This is a genomic window from Sphingobium sp. SYK-6, assembly GCF_000283515.1.
In the GTDB taxonomy this organism is placed as follows: Bacteria; Pseudomonadota; Alphaproteobacteria; order Sphingomonadales; family Sphingomonadaceae; genus Sphingobium; species Sphingobium lignivorans.
Genome location: NC_015976.1, coordinates 641116 through 657654, shown reverse-complemented (window position 1 = coordinate 657654; position 16539 = coordinate 641116). Strand labels below are relative to the sequence as shown.

Here is a 16539-nt window from a genome sequence, read left to right as displayed (position 1 = left end):
GGTTCCGCGGTCCCGCTCGGGGGACGGCAGCCCCGCCACGGCCGGCCTCACGCGCGCCGGGCGTCAGTCCGATCTGGTGGGCGAATTGTCATTGTCCTGCTCCGGCACGTCGGTTTCGCCGAGTTGGCCGGTGCCGTGATAGGCCATGTCGCTCTGGCCGCCATGGCCCATGAAGCTGCCGGGGTCGGCCTTGCGATCCTTCTTTTTGCCCTGGTGAGGATTGGGATAAGCGCCGCCGCCGCTCTCGCCCTTCCCGCCTCGCCCGTGCGTCGCGGCGCTGGAGACGCCGTCCGGCGCATTGCCATGGGGGCGGCCATCATTGGCCTGCACGGGCTGCTTCCCGCTGTCGCTGTCCTGGCTGGTGTCGTTCCTGTCCGTCATGGCGTTCTGCCTTATCTGCAAGGAGGCCTTGCGACCTCGACCTGTCTGCCTGTCACTCCGGCGGGAAATGGTGCAGTGAAGCTGTTGGTTGCATGGACCTAACCTGCTTTAGGTCCAATCGACATCCAGCGCTGGCCGCCCATGTTTTCAACTTTGCGCGCGCGAACGGGGCTTTTGGGGTTGATGTTCGGCCGCGATGTGCCGAATGCCGGAAAGAAATGGCAGGAGACGGATCGAGGCGACGCGTCTCGAGTTTAACGGAACCATGGCACAGGCATCGCTCCCTTCTTCCCCGCTCCGCCTGCCCCTGTTCAGGGCGGTCTGGATGGCGAGCCTCGCGTCGAACTTCGGCGGCCTCGTCCAGTCGGTCGGCGCGTCCTGGACGATGGCGAGCATGGGCGCCTCCGCCGAGATGGTGGCTCTGGTCCAGTCGTCGGTCAGCCTGCCGATCGTGCTGCTTTCGCTCTGGGCCGGCGCGGTGGCGGACAATCTCGATCGCCGCAAGGTGATGCTCTGCGCGCAGTCCTTCATGCTCGTGGCCTCCGTCATCCTGGCGCTGGCGGCCTGGGCGGGCCTGCTCACGCCCTGGGCGCTGCTGGGCTTCACCTTCCTCATCGGCTGCGGCACCGCCGTGAACGGCCCGGCCTGGCAAGCCTCTGTCGGCGAGATGGTGCCGCGCCCCATGCTGCCCGAAGCGGTGGCGCTCAACAGCATGGGTTTCAATATCGCGCGCAGCCTTGGCCCGGCCATCGGCGGCGCCATCGTCGCGGTCGCGGGCGCGGCGGCGGCCTTCGCGACCAATGCGGTGAGCTATGTCGGGCTCATCCTGGTGCTCGCGCGCTGGAAGCCGGACAGGCCGCCACGCACCCTGCCGCGCGAGAGCCTCGGCCTCGCGATGCTGGCCGGCGTGCGCTATGTGAGCCTTTCCCCCGCGATCCGCATCGTCCTCGTCCGCGCCATCATCTTCGGCGTGCCGGGTGCCGCCATTCCCGCGATGATGCCGCTGGTGGCGCGGGACCTCATTGCCGGCGGGCCGCTGACCTACGGCATTCTGCTCGGCGCATTCGGCATCGGCGCGGTGGGCGGCGCGCTTGCCAGCCGCAGGCTGCGCAGCCGGTTCTCGACCGAGATGATCGTGCGCCTCGCATCGCTGGCGGTGGCGACCGGTGCCTGCCTGACCGCATTCCTCGGCTATCTCCTGCCCACGCTCGTCGCGCTCGCGCTGGCGGGCGGCGGCTGGGTGCTCGCGCTCTCGACCTTCAATGTCAGCGTCCAGATGGCCTCGCCCCGCTGGGTCGTGGCGCGGGCGCTGGCGCTTTATCAGATGGCCGCGTTCGGGGGTCTCGCGGCGGGAAGCTGGCTTTTCGGCGTTCTGGCCGACCATCACGGCGTGGCCGCCGCGCTGGCCATCGCCTCGGTGGTTCAGCTGCTGGGACTGGCGCTGGCCTTCCTGATGCCGCTACCCGCCATCGAGGACCTCGACCTGGCACCCGCGGACGGCTGGCGCGAACCCGAGACCGCGCTGCGGATCGAGCCGCGCAGCGGGCCCATCGTCATCACCATCGAATACCGGGTCGCCGAGGAGAATGTGCCGCGCTTCCTCGCCGCCATGGACGAGCGCAAGCGCATCCGCCGGCGCGACGGCGCGAGCCACTGGACGCTGCTGCGGGACCTCGCCGAGCCGCAGCTCTGGATCGAGCGCTATCATGTCGCGACCTGGCTCGATTATGTCCGGCACAATCGCCGGCGCACCAAGGCCGATCAGGCCAACACCGAGGAACTGCGGGGCTTGCGGATCGAGGGCACCGAGCCGGTCGTCCATCGCCGGATCGAGCGCCAGACCAGCTCGCTGCCCCGCTCCCGCGCGCCCGATGCGGGCGAGCTCGATCCCATGACCGACCCGAGCCGGTTCAGCTAGGACTCGCGGACGCCGGGCCCGGCCCGGCGTTCAGCCGGCGAGCCCCGCCAGCGTCGCGAGGCCCAGAAAGGCCAGAAAGCCCATCGAATCGGTAATCATGGTGACGAAGATCGAGGAGGCGACGGCCGGATCGATATTGAACCGGTCGAACATCAGCGGGATCGACGCGCCGGCCACGCCTGCCGTGACGATGTTGGTCATCATCGCCGCCGCGATGACCCCGCCGAGCTGCGGATTGCCGAACACGATCATCACGCCGAGCCCGAGCAGCGTCGCGACGGTCACGCCATTGAGCAGCGCCACCCGGATCTCGCGCAGCACCGTGCGCCAGGTGTTCGACGCGGTGATCTGGTTGGTCGCCAGCGCGCGGACCGTCACGGCCATCGTCTGGCTGCCGGCATTGCCGCCGACCCCGGCGACGATCGGCATCAGCGTGGCAAGCGCCACCATTTCCTCGATGGTGTGCTCGAACATGCCGATGACGAAGGATGCGAGCAGCGCGGTCAGGAGATTGGAGATCAGCCAGCGCACGCGCGCCCTGTAGCTGTCCAGCACCGGCTCGTTGATGTCGCCATCACCGGCGCCGGAAAGCCGCAGGATGTCCTCGCCCGCTTCCTCCTGAATGATGTGCACCACGTCGTCGACGGTGATCATGCCCACCAGGCGCCCGGCCGGATCGACCACCGCCGCCGAAATGAGCGCATATTTCTGGAAGCGCAGCGCCAGCTCTTCCTGATCCATGTCGACCGGGATGAGCGTCTGCTCGCGCTTCATCACGTCGGTCATGGCGATGTCGCGCGGGCAGCGCAGCACCCAGCTCAGCTGGCAGGTGCCGATCGGCCGATGGGCCGCATCGACGACGAAGATTTCCCAGAAATCCGACGTGAGGTCGACGGTGTCGCGCAGATAGTCGATGGTCTGGCCGACGGTCCAGTGCTCCGGCACCGCGACCAGATCGCGCTGCATGATGCGGCCGGCGCTTTCCTCCGGATAGGACAGCGCGTTCTCGATGGCAGCCCGGTCCTCGGGCTCCATCGCGTCCAGCACGGCCTGCTGGTCCGCCTTGTCGAGATCCTCGATGATGGCGACCGCATCGTCGGTATCCAGTTCCGATGCCAGCTCGGCGAGCTGCGCTGGCTCAAGCGCATCCACGACCGTGTCACGCACATAGTCGTTCAGTTCCGAGAGCACCTCGGCACTGACCAGATCGCCCAGTGCCGCGGCGACGGCGGCGCGCCTGTCCTCCGGGGTCAGCTCGATAAGGTCGGCGACGTCGGCGGGGTGCAGCGGATAGACCAGCGCCCGCGCATCCTCGTCCCGCCCGGCCTCGACAGCGTCCAGGACGGCGGAGACGAACTCGGGCTTCAGCCGGTCGTCCTCGTCGAGATTGGTCTCGATCGCGATGTCCAGATCATCGGAGGACGCGTCCAGGCGATGCGCGGCGTCGGACTCGCTCATGCGGCGTCTCCCTTTCCCGCGCCCGCCCCCGTGGCCGCGCCATCCTCACCCTTTCGCCCAAGGCTTTCGCAAATGCAACACGCGCCGGGCATCCCGGCAGGGCGGTTTCCGACGATCCGATGCCATCCCCGGCACGTTCCGGCCCGGCCGGGATCATTTTCCCGCCCCGGCGAGCGGCCCGACCGCCTCTTAGGCCTTGCAACCACAAGGGCGGCCCTCCATGTGCCGGGCAGCCAGCCCCCCCGCCGCATCGCGCGGCGAAAGAAGGAGTTCTCCAAGATGGCCGATCAAACGCTTACCCTGACGCTCGACACGGGCGATGTCGTCATCCAGCTTCGCCCGGACCTCGCGCCCGGCCATGTGGAGCGGATCACCACGCTCGCGAAGGAAGGCTTCTATGACGGCGTGGTGTTCCACCGCGTCATCCCCGGCTTCATGGCGCAGGGTGGCGACCCGACCGGCACCGGCATGGGCGGTTCGGAAATGCCCGACCTCAAGGCCGAGTTCAACACCGAGCCGCATGTGCGCGGCGTGTGCTCGATGGCCCGCGCGAGCAACCCGAACAGCGCCAACAGCCAGTTCTTCATCTGCTTCGACGACGCGACCTTCCTCGACCGCCAGTACACGGTGTGGGGCGTGGTGACCGAAGGCATGGAACATGTCGACGCGCTGCCCAAGGGCGAGCCGCCCGCACAGCCGGGCAAGATCATCAAGGCGACGGTGAACTGAACAACAAACGCGGCCGGCGGAGGAGAAGACAAGTCTTCCGCCGGGCGCTGTACAATATAACTGAACGCCAAATGAATAGGCCCCGCAGTGTCATCTAAATGACACAGTGGGGCCTCTCCACTTTTGCGCCACAATTCATTCGGGAACGGTTCATGCGCTGAGCTCATTTTTGGCAGGCGATCGACGCGGTTCGATCGTGATTGCGGGCACCCAGCCCGCTTCGTCAAAAACAGAAGGTTCAGTATCATGAAATCTCTTCCCCTCACTGCCCTTGCTCTTGCGCTTGGCGCGGGCATGTCCGCGCCGGCCCTGGCCCAGGACACGACCGACAACAGCAGCCGGTTCGAGCCTTATGTCGGCGTGCTGGGCGGCCTCCACGATTTCGACAACGACCAGTATAACGGCAGCCCGCCGAGCGGCTATCGCGGCTGGCTCGTGGAAGGCGTCGCCGGCGCCAACTATAATTTCGGCAAGCTCGTCGTCGGTGCCGAGGGCGCCGTGGCGAAGGGCGTCGATAAGGACATCAACTGGGAATATACCGCCGCGGGCCGCGTCGGCTTCAAGGCCGGCAAGGACAGCCTGTTCTTCGCCCGGGCCGGTTACCAGTGGACCAAGTTCGACGATTCCGCCCGCCCGGCGGTCTCCACCAATCGCCACTATGACGGCACGATCTACGGCTTCGGCGTGGAACTCTCCCCCGCCGACATGGGCGGCACGGCGGACCGCAGCAACATGCGCCTGCGCGCGCAGATCGACACGCGCGGAGACTTCCACAGCTTCCGCCCGATGGTCGGCGTAGTCGCCAAGTTCTGATCGCCCCGCGATCACCTGAATGAAGACGAAACGGCCGGGCCCCTCCCCGGCCGTTTCCCTTTTGGGGGACGGGCCGCAGGGCAACGCCCGGAAAGCGACGCCTCAGCCGCTGTTGCGCAATGCCGTTGCGATGGCGTTGATCGACAGTTCGATCCCTTCGCGGATGCGCGGATCGTCCTCGCCGCTCCGGTGGCGCTTCAGCAATTCCACCTGCAGCAGGTTGAGCGGCTCGATATAGGGCAGACGCAGCCGGATCGAGGCATCGAGCGCCGGGCTGTCCGCCAGCAGATAGGGCTGGCCGGTCGCGCTCAGCAGCCTGTCATGGGCGAGCTGCCACCCCTCGCGGATGCGGCCGAAGATCGCATCGCCCGCCTCCCGGTCCTCGACCATCGGCAGATAATGGGCAGCGATGCCGAGATCCGACTTGGCGAGCACCATCTCCATGTTCGCCATGCTGGCGCGGAAGAAGGCCCAGCCCTGCGCCATGTCACGCAGCAGCGCATCGTCGCCAAATTCCTTCAGCGCCTGCCCCACGCCATACCAGCCCGGCAGCATCACGCGCGCCTGCGCCCAGGAGAAGACCCATGGGATGGCGCGCAGATCCTCGATGCGGCTGCTTTTGGTGCGGCTCGCCGGGCGGGAGCCGATCTTGAGGCCGCTGATCTCCTGGATGGGCGTGAGCTGCCGGAAGAAATCCCGGAAGCCCGGCGTCTCGTAGACCAGGTCCCGATAAGAGCGGAAGGCCAGCGCCGAGATGCGGTCCATCGCCGCGGAGAAGCGGGCGCTATCGCGCGGGGAGAGCTGCTCGGGCTCGAGACTGGCGAGGATGGCGGCGCTGGTCACCGCTTCCAGATTGGTCCGCGCGCTTTCCTGCGTGCCATATTTGGCGGCGATGACCTCGCCCTGCTCGGTGATGCGGATGCGCCCCTGCACCGTGCCGGGCGGCTGCGCCTGAATGGCCGCGAAGGAAGAGCCGCCGCCGCGCCCCACCGCGCCGCCCCGCCCGTGAAAGAGCTGCATCGACACACCTGCCGCCTCGAACACCGGCGCCAGTGCCTTGCTCGCTTCGTGCAGGCTCCAGGTGGAGGTGAGATAGCCGCCGTCCTTGTTGGAGTCGGAATAGCCGATCATCACTTCCTGATGGCCGCGCGCACGGACGAGCGCGCCGATCTCCGGCAATTCGAAATAGGCGGTCATGATGCCCGGCGCATTCTCAAGGTCGGCGATGGTCTCGAACAGGGGCACCGCCATGATCGGCGCGCGGGGCGGCTCGGCGGCGTCGGCCGCTTTCCACAGGCCCGCTTCCTTGAGCAGGATATTCACTTCCAGCATGTCCGAGACGGTCTCGGCCTTGGAAATGAGATAATGGGTAATGCAGGCCGGGCCATAGAGCCGGTGCGCCTCGGCCGCCGCCTCGACGATGGCGAGCTCGGTCGTCGTTTCCTCGCTGTAATCGGCGAAATGCGTGCCGAGCGGGCGGTTGTGCGCCAATTCCCGCCGCAGCAGCGCGACGCGCGCGTCCTCGTCCAGCGCCAGATAGTCCGGTTCGACTCCCGCGACCTTCAGCAGCTCGGCGACGACGCGCTCATGGACTGCGCTGTTCTGGCGCATGTCGAGCGTGGCGAGATGGAAGCCGAAAATCTCGACGGCACGGATGAGCCGCGCAAGCCCGCCCCCGGACCCGAGCGCGCCATTTCCTTCCACCGCCAGCCCCCGGCCAAGCGTGACGAGATCGGCCCGCAGTGCGGCGGCATCGGGATAAGGCTCGCCCCTGAGCTTGGCGGGGCGCGGGGCCGGCTGGCCGGTCAGCGCCTCGTAATTGGCGGCGACCCGGGCATAGATGCCCGCGACGGCGCGCCGATAAGGCTCGTCCCGCCGGCTCGGCGCATCATCGCCACTCGCCGCCGCCAGCTCCCGGATCGGCGCGGGGACGGCGGCCAGTTCGCTGGAGATGGAGAGTTGCGCGCCAAGCTCGTGCAGCGCCTCCATGTAGAAGCGCAGCGTGGAGCCGCTGGCCCGGCCAAGCGCGAGCCGCAGTTGCTCGGCCTGCACGAAGGGATTGCCGTCCCGGTCCCCGCCGATCCATGTGCCCAGCCGCAGGAAGCCGGGCACGCGGGCACCCATCACCCGGTCCCACCGCGCATAGAGGCCGGGCAGAACCGGCATGAAGATATCGCGGAAATAGGACAGCGCATTGTCGATCTCGTCGCGCACGAACAGGCGCTCGCGGCGCAGCGGGCGCGTCTGCCAGAGCAGCGCGATCTGCCGGCTGATCGCTTCCTCGATCAGCTCGCCCTGCGGCGTCTCCGTGGCGCCGGTGTCGCGCAGCGCCATCAGGTCCGCGATCACGTTGCGATGATCGATCATCGACTTGCGGCGCACTTCGGTGGGGTGCGCCGTGAGGACGGGAACGACCAGCGCCTTCTGCAACAGCGCGATGACATCCGCCGGGGCGATGCCGTCCTTCTCCAGCTTCGCGATGGCGCTGGCAACGTCCGCGCCGGGCTCGGCAGCGATGCCCTGCCGGTCCTCCGCCAGATTGGCCAGCATGGAGAACAGCATGAAGCCGCGCACGAAAGCGAGCGTATCGTCCAGGGTGAGCGCCGAGAGACCGGTATCCACCCCTTCGGGCGGGGCCACGCCGCGCGCACGATCGACCGAGGTGGAGCGGATATATTCGGTCTGGCGGAACAGCCGGTCCCCGCCATAGACGCGGATCACGTCGCCCAGCAGCCGCCCGAGATAGCGGATGTCCGGATTCTGCGTGATGGGCGGGCGTGCCGGAGCCATGGCATCATGCTGCATTGCAGCGTGGCGATGGTCAAGGACGGATTGGCGGGGAGGGCTGAATTCGCGCAGTTCAGACGGGCGGGAACCGCCGCCGGGTCCGGTTGGCGATCGCCACCAGCGAGAGCATCACGGGCACTTCGACAAGGACGCCCACCACCGTCGCCAGCGCTGCACCGCTGCCGAGACCGAAAAGCCCGATGGCGACGGCCACGGCCAGCTCGAAGAAATTCGACGTGGCGATCAGCGCGCAGGGCGCGGCGATGGGAAACGGGATCCGCCAGGCCCATGCGGCCGCATAGGTCAGCAGGAAAATGCCATAGCTCTGGATGACGATGGGCACCGCGATCAGGGCGATAAGCAGCGGCTGCGAGACGATCACGCGCCCCTGAAATCCGAACAGCAGCACCACGGTCAGCAGCAACCCGATCACCGAAAGCGGCTTGAGACCGGCCGTGAAGCGAGTGACGTCCTCGACGTCGCCCGATGCTCCGGCCAGCAGATGGCGACGCGTCAGGGCGCCGGCGACGAGCGGGATCACCACATAGAGAAGCGTGGAGAGAAGCAGCGTTTCCCACGGCACCGCAATGTCCGTGATGCCGAGCAGCAGGGCGACGATCGGCGCGAAGGCGAACACCATGATGATGTCGTTCACCGACACCTGGACGAGCGTGTACGCCGGATCGCCACGCGTCATCTGCGACCAGACGAACACCATCGCGGTGCAGGGCGCGGCCCCAAGCAGGATCAGCCCGGCAATATATTGCTGCGCATCCGCGGGCGCGATGAGGTCGGCGAACAGGAACTCGAAGAACAGCACGGCAAGCGCCGCCATCGTGAACGGCTTCACCAGCCAGTTGGCCACGATGGTGAGGATCAGCCCCTTCGGCCGGGCGCCGATGTCCCGCAGGCTCGCGAAGTCCACCGCGACCATCATCGGGTAGATCATCGCCCAGATGAGCACCGCGACCACCAGATTGACCGAGGCGAATTCAAGGCCGGCGAGCGCACCGAACAGGCCGGGCGCCGCATTGCCGAGGATGAGGCCGGCGACGATCGCCAGCGCGACCCAGAGCGACAGCCACCGCTCGAAGAGCCCGAGCGCGCCAGCCTCTTGCCGGGCATCGGAAAGGCTGGTCATCGCGGCGCCTTCGCGTCCGGTTTCACGACCTCGCCGTCTTCCTTCACGAAATCCTCGCGCAACGGCCGATCGAGCAGCGCGAGCACCCGTTCGGAAGGCCGGCACAGCCCGACGCCGCGCGGCCCCACGACGATGGGCCGGTTGATGAGCACGGGATGCGCCATCATCGCGTCGATCAGGGCGTCATCGCCGAGGGTCGGATCGTCGAGCCCCAGCGCGGCATAAGGCGTGCCCTTCTGCCGGAGCAGATCGCGCGGCGTGATGCCCATCCGCGCGATCAGCGAGACCAGTTCCTCCCGCGTCGGCGGCGTCTCGAGATAGGCGATGACACGCGGCTCCTCGCCGGTCGCGCGGATCAGCCCAAGCACATTGCGCGACGTGCCGCAGGCGGGATTGTGATAGATGGTGACGCTCATGACCGGCACATCGCCGTTGCGGCGACCTCGGGCGCGCAGGCCGCGCCGCCGCAGCAATTCTCCATCAGATAGCCGACCAGCGCATTCATCGCGGCATAGTCGGCGGTGTAGATCAGCGAACGCCCTTCGCGGCGCTGCTGAATGAGCCCGGCCCGGCTGAGTTGCGCGAGGTGGAAGGACAGCGAGGAGTTGGGAATATCCAGCGCCTCGGCGATCGCACCAGCGGGGAGCCCCTCTTGCCCTGCCTGAACCAGCAGGCGGAACAGGCGGAGCCGGTGCTCCTGGGCAAGAGCGCCAAGCGCTTCGATCACGGCGGGAGAGTTCATTTCCATGAATGTCGAAATAACCTGCCCGTTTTTCACGTCAACAGATATTTCGACGATTATCGAATTGATGAGCTGGCGGACGGAAGGCGCCGGCGCTGGCGCTGACGCGGACGCCCAACGGGCGAGCGCACGAAGCGCCCCCCGCCGTGGGTCACACGGTTGTTTCGCAGGGAGTCAGTGAGAGGCGGAGGGCTTGGCCCTTGCCGCTAGGTGGCGCTCAGGCGTGCTCCAGCGTGCACTGCAGCGGGTGCTGGTTCTGCCGGGCATAATCCATCACCTGATTGACCTTGGTCTCGGCGACTTCATAGCTGAACACGCCGCACACGCCCACGCCGCGCTGGTGGACATGGAGCATCACGCGGGTCGCCTGCTCGAGGTCCATGCGGAAGAAGCGCTGGAGCACATCCACGACGAACTCCATCGGCGTGTAGTCGTCATTGAGCATGAGCACCTTGTAGGGCGTCGGCTTCTTGGTGCGGGTGCGCGCGCGCGTGGCAATGCCGAGCCCCGGTCCCCCAGGCCCTTCCTCATCCTGCCGTCCGGCCATGATGGGGCGGAAAGTCTCAGCGCCGGTCATTCTCATGTCCCGAAAATAGGATATCGCCCGCCCCCCTTGCAAGGGCCGAGCCCATAAAGCGAAAAAAAAGGGCGGCGCACCGGAGCGCGCCGCCTTTTCTCTTTTCCGGAAGAGCTGCGCGATCAGGCCGCGAGCGTCTTCTTCATCTTCTCGGTGACGATCGAGACGCGGTTGCTGATCGGCTGCGCGATGTCGCCGGCCAGCTTCAGCATCGCTTCGCTGTTCTTCGACGCTTCCGACGCGAAGCTGTCCATCGCCTGGCTCAGCAGCTCGCTCTGGAGCTGGAAGAACTCGGCGGGCGTCTTGACCGACGCGAAGCTCTTCATGGTCGAGCTGGTCTTCTCGAAGGACTTGCGGCCGAAGTCGGCAGCTTCCTGGCTCAGCGATTCGACGCCCTTGGCCGCGATCTTGGAGGATTCGACCATGGCTTCGAGATTGCCCTTGGTCAGCTCGCCCAGCTCCTCGAACGCCTTCGCCGACTTCTCCATCGTCGTCTTGGCCTTATCGTTCATTTCAGAGAACGCGCTCTGCATGCGGGTCTTGGTTTCTTCAGCAAAGGTCTTCGCGGTTTCCATCGCATCGGTCATGATCAATTCGCCTTTCGTCTTGGCGGTCGCGACAGAAGGGGTGTCGACGCCAACCGCCTTGGGAGGAGTGGGGGTGGCTGCTTGCGCAGTCAGTTTTTCAGCAGTCTGTTGTTCTACGGCCGGCTCGGACTTCGCCGGCGAGGAGACCGGCCATTCGACCGGGGCAGCAGCTTTGGGCGCCGGTGCCGCCTTCTGGTCGACGGGCGCAGGCTTGGCCTGCGATGCAGGCGTGGCGACCTTCGGCGCAGGCGCCGCAGGCTTGGGCGCGGGTGCCGCGGCAGACGGCGCCGGCTTCGCCTTGACGGTAGGCTTCGACGGCGTCTCGGCTTTCGCTGTGGACGACTTCACGGTCGCTGGCTTCGCACCTGCGGGCGCGCTTTTTGCGCCCGGTTTCCGCGAAGCAGGCTTTGGTGGAGTAGCCAAAACAATCTCCTGAAATGTTTTGTTGCAATGCAGCATAGGCGATTCCGCCCCTGTTGGCAAGGATAATGATGCACTGCAACAAAAGTGTCTTACAGGCGCTGGGAGGCTCTTGCGCGGGCGCCTGCCCCGCGCTCGCGGCCCCGTCCTTATGCTGGATCGCGCCCGTCAGGCGCCGCGCGCACGCCCTCAGCGCTGGCGGACGTAACGCCCCGGCGCGTCCTCGATCGCGGCCAGCGCGCCTTCCCCCGGGATGCGGGCGCCGCTCGCCGCGACGCGGGTGGGATCAAGGCCTTTCAGCCACGCGACCCAGTCCGGCCACCAGCTTCCCCGTGTCTCCTTCGCATGCGCGCGGAAGGAGTCGAAATCGCCCTGTGCCTCCTCGCTGGTCCAGTACTGATATTTGCCCGCGGCGGGCGGATTGACCACCCCGGCGATATGGCCCGAACCGGCCAGCACGAAGCGCCGGGGACCAGTGAAATGATCCATGATCTTCCAGACCGAGCAGGCCGGCGCGATATGGTCCTCGATGCCTGCCTGGACGTAGCTGGGCGTCTCGACACGGCTGAGGTCGATCGGCGTACCGTCCACGACGAGACCGCCCGGCTGCACCAGCCGGTTGTCCCGGTAGAAATCCGTCAGATAAGCGCGATGCCACCGGGCAGGGAGATTGGTGGTGTCCCCATTCCAGTACAGCAGGTCGAACTGCGGATAGTCGTTGCCGAGCAGGTAGTTGTTGACGACATAGTTCCAGATCAGGTCCTGCCCGCGCAGCAGATTGAAGGTGGCGGCAAGGTAGCGCCCGTCCAGAAAGCCCTCCGTGACGAGGCTCTCGATCAGCGCGATCTGCTCATCGTCCACGAACAGGTTGAGATCGCCCGCCTGCGAGAAATCGACCTGCGTGGTGAAGAACGTCGCGCTCGCCACCTTGTCCGCCTCGCCCCGCGCGGCAAGCAGGGCCAGCGTGGCGGAGAGCACCGTGCCCGCCACGCAATAGCCCACGGCATGGACCGCCGGCACGCCGAGCAGGCCCCGCACGACATCAATGGCGTCGATCTGCCCGCGCAGCACATAATCATCGAGGCCGACATCGGCCATGCTGGCATCGGCCGACTTCCAGCTCACCATGAACACGGTGAGGCCCTGGTCGACCGCCCATTTGACGAAGCTCTTCTGCGGATTGAGATCGAGAATGTAGAAGCGGTTGATCCACGGCGGGAAGATGAGCAGCGGCGTCGCCATCACATCCGGCGTGGCGGGCGCATATTGGATGAGCTGGTAAAGCGGCGTCTCGTGCACCACCTTGCCCGGCGTCGTGGCGATGTTGCGGCCGAGCTCGAAGGCAGAGCCATCCGTATGCGTGAGCTGGCCGCGATCGATGTCGGCCAGCAGATGCTCGAGCCCGGTGAGCAGGTTCTCGCCGCGCGTCTCGATCGTCCGCTCGATCACCAGCGGATTGGTGAAGGGGAAATTGCTCGGGCTCGAGGCTTCCACGAAACGCTGCGTCACGAAGCGCAGCTTCTCCTTCTCGCGGCTGTCCAGCCCGTCGACATTCTCGGCAAGCTGGAGAAGAAATTCCGACGCGAGCAGATAGATCTGGCGGATGAGATCGAACACCGGATTGTCGCGCCAGCGCGGATCGGCGAAGCGCCGATCGAGATCGGCCTGCGAAGGTGCCTCGCCCTCGCCGCTCTCCGATCCGCCGGCGCGCGCCAGGAACTGCTCCCAGAGCGCCATGCTGCGGTTCGCCATCTGCGCCTGGATCTCGGCGATCTTCTCCAGATTGGGATGCGCTTCCAGACTGCGGAAACGCATGGCCCGCTCGGCCAGATCGGCACTGCGCTCGAGGATGCGCTGCTGCGCCAGGCCGATCACGCGGGTCCAGTGCTGCATCTGGGCCAGACCCGGCGCATCGATCGTCTGCTGTTCCATCAGGGCACCTCTTCGGTTTTGGTGGCACGTGGTTGCTGCGCAGGCTATATGGACGAGTGGCCCGGCAGTCCCAAGACAGGATCGCCCGGCCCGTTCCATCCACGGAGACCGACTTCACAATGTCCGACGAGTTCTACCGCATCAAGCGCCTGCCGCCATATGTCATCGCCGAAGTGAATGCGATGCGGGCCGCGGCGCGTGCGGCAGGCGAGGACATCATCGATCTGGGCATGGGCAATCCCGACCTGCCGCCGCCCGCCCATGTCATCGACAAGCTGGTCGAAGTGGCGCAGAAACCCAACGCCCACGGCTATTCCCAGTCCAAGGGCATTCCCGGGCTGCGCAAGGCGCAGGCCAATTATTATGCCCGGCGCTTCGGCGTGGACGTCGATCCCGAGAGCGAAGTGGTCGTGACCATGGGCTCCAAGGAAGGGCTCTCCAGCCTCGCCACGGCAATCACCGCGCCGGGCGACGTGGTGCTGGCGCCCAACCCCTCCTACCCGATCCACACCTTCGGCTTCATCATCGCCGGGGCCACGATCCGCTCGGTGCCCACCACGCCGGACGAGAATTATTTCCGGGCGCTGGAGCGCGCGATGCACTTCACCGTGCCCCGCCCCAGCATCCTCATCGTCAATTATCCGTCGAACCCGACGGCGGAGACGGTGGACCTCGCTTTCTACGAGCGGCTGGTCGCATGGGCGAAGGACAATCAGGTCTGGCTGATCTCCGACCTCGCTTATTCCGAGCTTTATTATGACGGCAACCCGACGCCCTCCATCCTGCAGGTGCCGGGCGCGAAGGACATCGCCATCGAATTCACATCCATGTCCAAGACCTATTCCATGGCCGGCTGGCGCATGGGCTTCGCGGTCGGCAACAAGAAGCTGATCGCGGCGCTCACGCGGGTGAAGTCCTATCTGGATTACGGCGCCTTCACGCCCATCCAGGCCGCTGCCTGCGCCGCGCTCAACGGGCCGCAGGACATTGTGGAGAAGAACCGCCAGCTCTACCAGAAGCGCCGCGACGTGATGGTCGAGAGCTTTGCCCGCGCGGGATGGGACATCCCCTCGCCGCGCGCCTCCATGTTCGCATGGGCCCCGCTGCCGCCCGCGCTGCGCGAGATGGGGAGCCTCGAATTCTCCAAGCAACTGCTCACCGAGGCGAAGGTCGCGGTGGCGCCCGGCGTCGGCTATGGCGAGGACGGCGAGGGCTATGTCCGCATCGCAATGGTGGAGAACGAGCAGCGGCTGCGCCAGGCGGCACGCAACGTGAAGCGCTACCTCCAGTCAATGGGCGTGAACGTGCCCGGCACCAAGGCGACCGGATGAGTGCCATCCCGGCGCTGAGCTATCCCGAGGTCAGCGAAGTCACGCATGTCATCCAGCTTGCGGTGGCGCCGGTGTTCCTGCTCGCAGGCATCGGCGGCTTCCTCAACGTTTGCGCCAGCCGCCTCGCCCGCGTCATCGACCGGGCGCGGGTGGTGGAGAAGCTCGTGCCCCAGTCGACCGGGGCCGAGCATGACCGGCTGATCCAGGAAATCCGCATCCTCGACCGGCGGATATCGGTGGTGAATACCGCCATCTTCCTGTCGGTGCTGGCCGCGCTGCTGATCAGCGCGGTCGTCATCCTGCTGTTCGCATCCAATCTCGTGATGGCCAATCTGGGCACGCTGATCGCGCTGCTGTTCATGGGATCGATGATCTCCATCGCCAGCGCGTTCGCGATCTTCATCGTCGAGACGCGGCTGGGATCGCAAGTCATCCATATCCGCAACGAAATCCTCTACCATCAGGCCGAGGAGGAGAATGGCGCGGCGGAGGACGACAAGGCCCCGCGTTAACCCGTTAAGATATCCGTGCGCGGCTGTCCCATCGGGAAACGACCGGAAATGGCACATTGCGCACCGGCCCCGAATGGGCGCAGGACCCGCGCCATGAAAGCGACCACGCAACGCAGGATGATCCGCACCGGCCTCGCCCTCGCAGGCGTGCTGGCGGCGGGCGTGCTGACGACCAGCCTCGCCCCGATGCATTTCGCGCGCGCCGACACGGCCCGGGAAGCGCCCGTGCCAGCGGCACCGGCGGTGCAGCCAGAGGCACAGGAGAGCGCGCCTGCGCAACCGGTCCCGGCCGCCGAGGCGCATCCCGCGTCCTTCGACGCCGGCGACCCCATGCAGCTCAAGCGCGTGCTGGAGGTCAAGGGGCCGTTCCGCCATGGCGACTATGTGTGGGACGAGGAAGGCGTGCCGCCGGGCGAAGTCATCATCACGGTGGACCTGCAGGCGCAGACGATCGCGGTGTTCCGCGGGGGCTACCAGATCGGCGCCGCCGTCATCCTCTATGGCGCGGACGACAAGCCCACCCCGCTCGGCACTTTCCCCATCATGCAGAAGAAAGTGGACCATGTGTCCAACCTCTATGGCGCCCCCATGCCCTACATGATGCGCCTCACCAATGACGGGGTCGCGATCCACGCCAGCGAAGTCGCCTGGGGCAATGCCACGCATGGCTGCATCGGCGTGCCGCTCGCGTTCGCCAAGCTGGTCTTCGCCGAGGCGAAGCTCGGCACGCGCGTGATCGTCACGTCCGGCAAGATGATGGCCGTGCCGCAGGGCGCGCAGATGGCGCAGGCCGCCCTGCACAGCAACTGAGCGGGGCCTCACGGCTCGGCGCGTCTGCCGAGATCCGCGAAACTCTTTTGCTCTCAGCCCGCGTCGGGAAGCGGCGGGCCGGCCGCCAGATCCTCGCGCCATGGCGCCGCGGACCAGCCCTCCTCTTGCGCTATCGCCGGCGCGGGTACGCTCGCGATGCAGAGCGCACAGGCCATGCCCAGCAGCGTTCGCGCCATTCCTCGCTCATGCCCCCAAATGAGAGGGGCCGCCGGAACCTCCTGCTTCTGGAGGCGCCGAGCGGCCCATCATACATGGTCAGCGGCCGGAAGTGCCGCCACCCGGGGATTTACGCCGCGTTCCGATCCCTTGTCAGGATCCTCGCGCGACCCGCCGCCAATGCCTTAGCGGCAGGCTCCCCGAACGGACTTGACCGACCCCAT

Annotated in this window: 16 protein-coding genes; 6 read left to right on the top strand and 10 right to left on the bottom strand. The window is 66.7% G+C overall.

Annotated features, from left to right (window positions below; genetic code table 11):
* Positions 1-63: 63 nt before the first annotated feature.
* Positions 64-381: a hypothetical protein gene (locus SLG_RS03095; protein WP_014074958.1), complete on the bottom strand. Its 318-nt coding sequence runs from the start codon at positions 379-381 to the stop codon at positions 64-66.
* A gap of 265 nt (positions 382-646) precedes the next feature.
* Here SLG_RS03095 and SLG_RS03090 point away from each other — a divergent pair, with 265 nt between their 5' ends.
* The gene (locus tag SLG_RS03090) at positions 647-2299 is read left to right on the top strand and encodes an MFS transporter (protein ID WP_041391693.1); all 1653 of its coding nucleotides are present in this window, start codon (positions 647-649) and stop codon (positions 2297-2299) included.
* Positions 2300-2329: 30 nt separating this feature from the next.
* Here SLG_RS03090 and mgtE read toward each other — a convergent pair whose 3' ends face one another.
* Complete coding sequence (mgtE, locus tag SLG_RS03085; RefSeq protein ID WP_014074956.1) at positions 2330-3757, bottom strand: magnesium transporter; 1428 nt, start codon at positions 3755-3757, stop codon at positions 2330-2332.
* A 279-nt stretch (positions 3758-4036) separates the two neighbouring features.
* Here mgtE and SLG_RS03080 point away from each other — a divergent pair, with 279 nt between their 5' ends.
* Positions 4037-4486: a peptidylprolyl isomerase gene (locus SLG_RS03080; RefSeq protein WP_014074955.1), complete on the top strand. Its 450-nt coding sequence runs from the start codon at positions 4037-4039 to the stop codon at positions 4484-4486.
* Positions 4487-4732: 246 nt separating this feature from the next.
* The gene (locus SLG_RS03075; RefSeq protein WP_014074954.1) at positions 4733-5299 is read left to right on the top strand and encodes an outer membrane protein; all 567 of its coding nucleotides are present in this window, start codon (positions 4733-4735) and stop codon (positions 5297-5299) included.
* A gap of 102 nt (positions 5300-5401) precedes the next feature.
* Here the strand turns inward: SLG_RS03075 and ppc are convergent, their stop codons facing one another.
* From ppc to SLG_RS03040, 7 genes are all read right to left on the bottom strand, one after another.
* A complete protein-coding gene (gene ppc / locus SLG_RS03070) occupies positions 5402-8089 on the bottom strand; it encodes a phosphoenolpyruvate carboxylase (RefSeq protein WP_331386504.1) in 2688 nt (895 codons plus the stop codon).
* Positions 8090-8159: 70 nt separating this feature from the next.
* Entirely contained in the window at positions 8160-9227 is a 1068-nt protein-coding gene (gene arsB, locus SLG_RS03065; RefSeq protein WP_014074952.1) for an ACR3 family arsenite efflux transporter, read from the bottom strand.
* Complete coding sequence (gene arsC, locus SLG_RS03060) at positions 9224-9643, bottom strand: arsenate reductase (glutaredoxin) (protein WP_014074951.1); 420 nt, start codon at positions 9641-9643, stop codon at positions 9224-9226. The genes arsB and arsC overlap by 4 nt, the downstream gene beginning before the upstream one ends.
* A complete protein-coding gene (locus tag SLG_RS03055) occupies positions 9640-9969 on the bottom strand; it encodes an ArsR/SmtB family transcription factor (protein WP_041392486.1) in 330 nt (109 codons plus the stop codon). The genes arsC and SLG_RS03055 overlap by 4 nt, the downstream gene beginning before the upstream one ends.
* A 217-nt stretch (positions 9970-10186) precedes the next feature.
* Positions 10187-10516: an ATP-dependent Clp protease adapter ClpS gene (clpS, locus tag SLG_RS03050; protein ID WP_173385012.1), complete on the bottom strand. Its 330-nt coding sequence runs from the start codon at positions 10514-10516 to the stop codon at positions 10187-10189.
* Between the two features lie 152 nt (positions 10517-10668).
* Positions 10669-11592 carry a phasin family protein gene (locus tag SLG_RS20655; protein ID WP_014074948.1) on the bottom strand — a complete coding sequence of 308 codons (924 nt, stop codon included), beginning with the start codon at positions 11590-11592 and terminating at the stop codon, positions 10669-10671.
* Positions 11593-11742: 150 nt separating this feature from the next.
* Positions 11743-13485, bottom strand: a complete 1743-nt coding sequence (locus SLG_RS03040) for a PHA/PHB synthase family protein (protein ID WP_014074947.1) — start codon at positions 13483-13485, stop codon at positions 11743-11745.
* A 119-nt stretch (positions 13486-13604) separates the two neighbouring features.
* Between SLG_RS03040 and SLG_RS03035 the strand changes: the two genes are divergently transcribed.
* The 3 genes from SLG_RS03035 to SLG_RS21225 all read left to right on the top strand — a co-directional run bounded on the left by SLG_RS03035 (position 13605) and on the right by SLG_RS21225 (position 16138).
* The gene (locus SLG_RS03035) at positions 13605-14816 is read left to right on the top strand and encodes an LL-diaminopimelate aminotransferase (RefSeq protein WP_014074946.1); all 1212 of its coding nucleotides are present in this window, start codon (positions 13605-13607) and stop codon (positions 14814-14816) included.
* A complete protein-coding gene (locus SLG_RS03030) occupies positions 14813-15328 on the top strand; it encodes a DUF2721 domain-containing protein (RefSeq protein WP_014074945.1) in 516 nt (171 codons plus the stop codon). Before SLG_RS03035 ends, SLG_RS03030 begins: the two co-directional genes overlap by 4 nt.
* Positions 15329-15421: 93 nt before the next feature.
* Positions 15422-16138: a L,D-transpeptidase family protein gene (locus SLG_RS21225; protein WP_041391690.1), complete on the top strand. Its 717-nt coding sequence runs from the start codon at positions 15422-15424 to the stop codon at positions 16136-16138.
* A gap of 53 nt (positions 16139-16191) precedes the next feature.
* Here SLG_RS21225 and SLG_RS21595 read toward each other — a convergent pair whose 3' ends face one another.
* On the bottom strand, positions 16192-16335 hold the full coding sequence (locus SLG_RS21595) for a hypothetical protein (protein ID WP_158512665.1): 144 nt from the start codon (positions 16333-16335) through the stop codon (positions 16192-16194).
* Positions 16336-16539 lie beyond the last annotated feature (204 nt).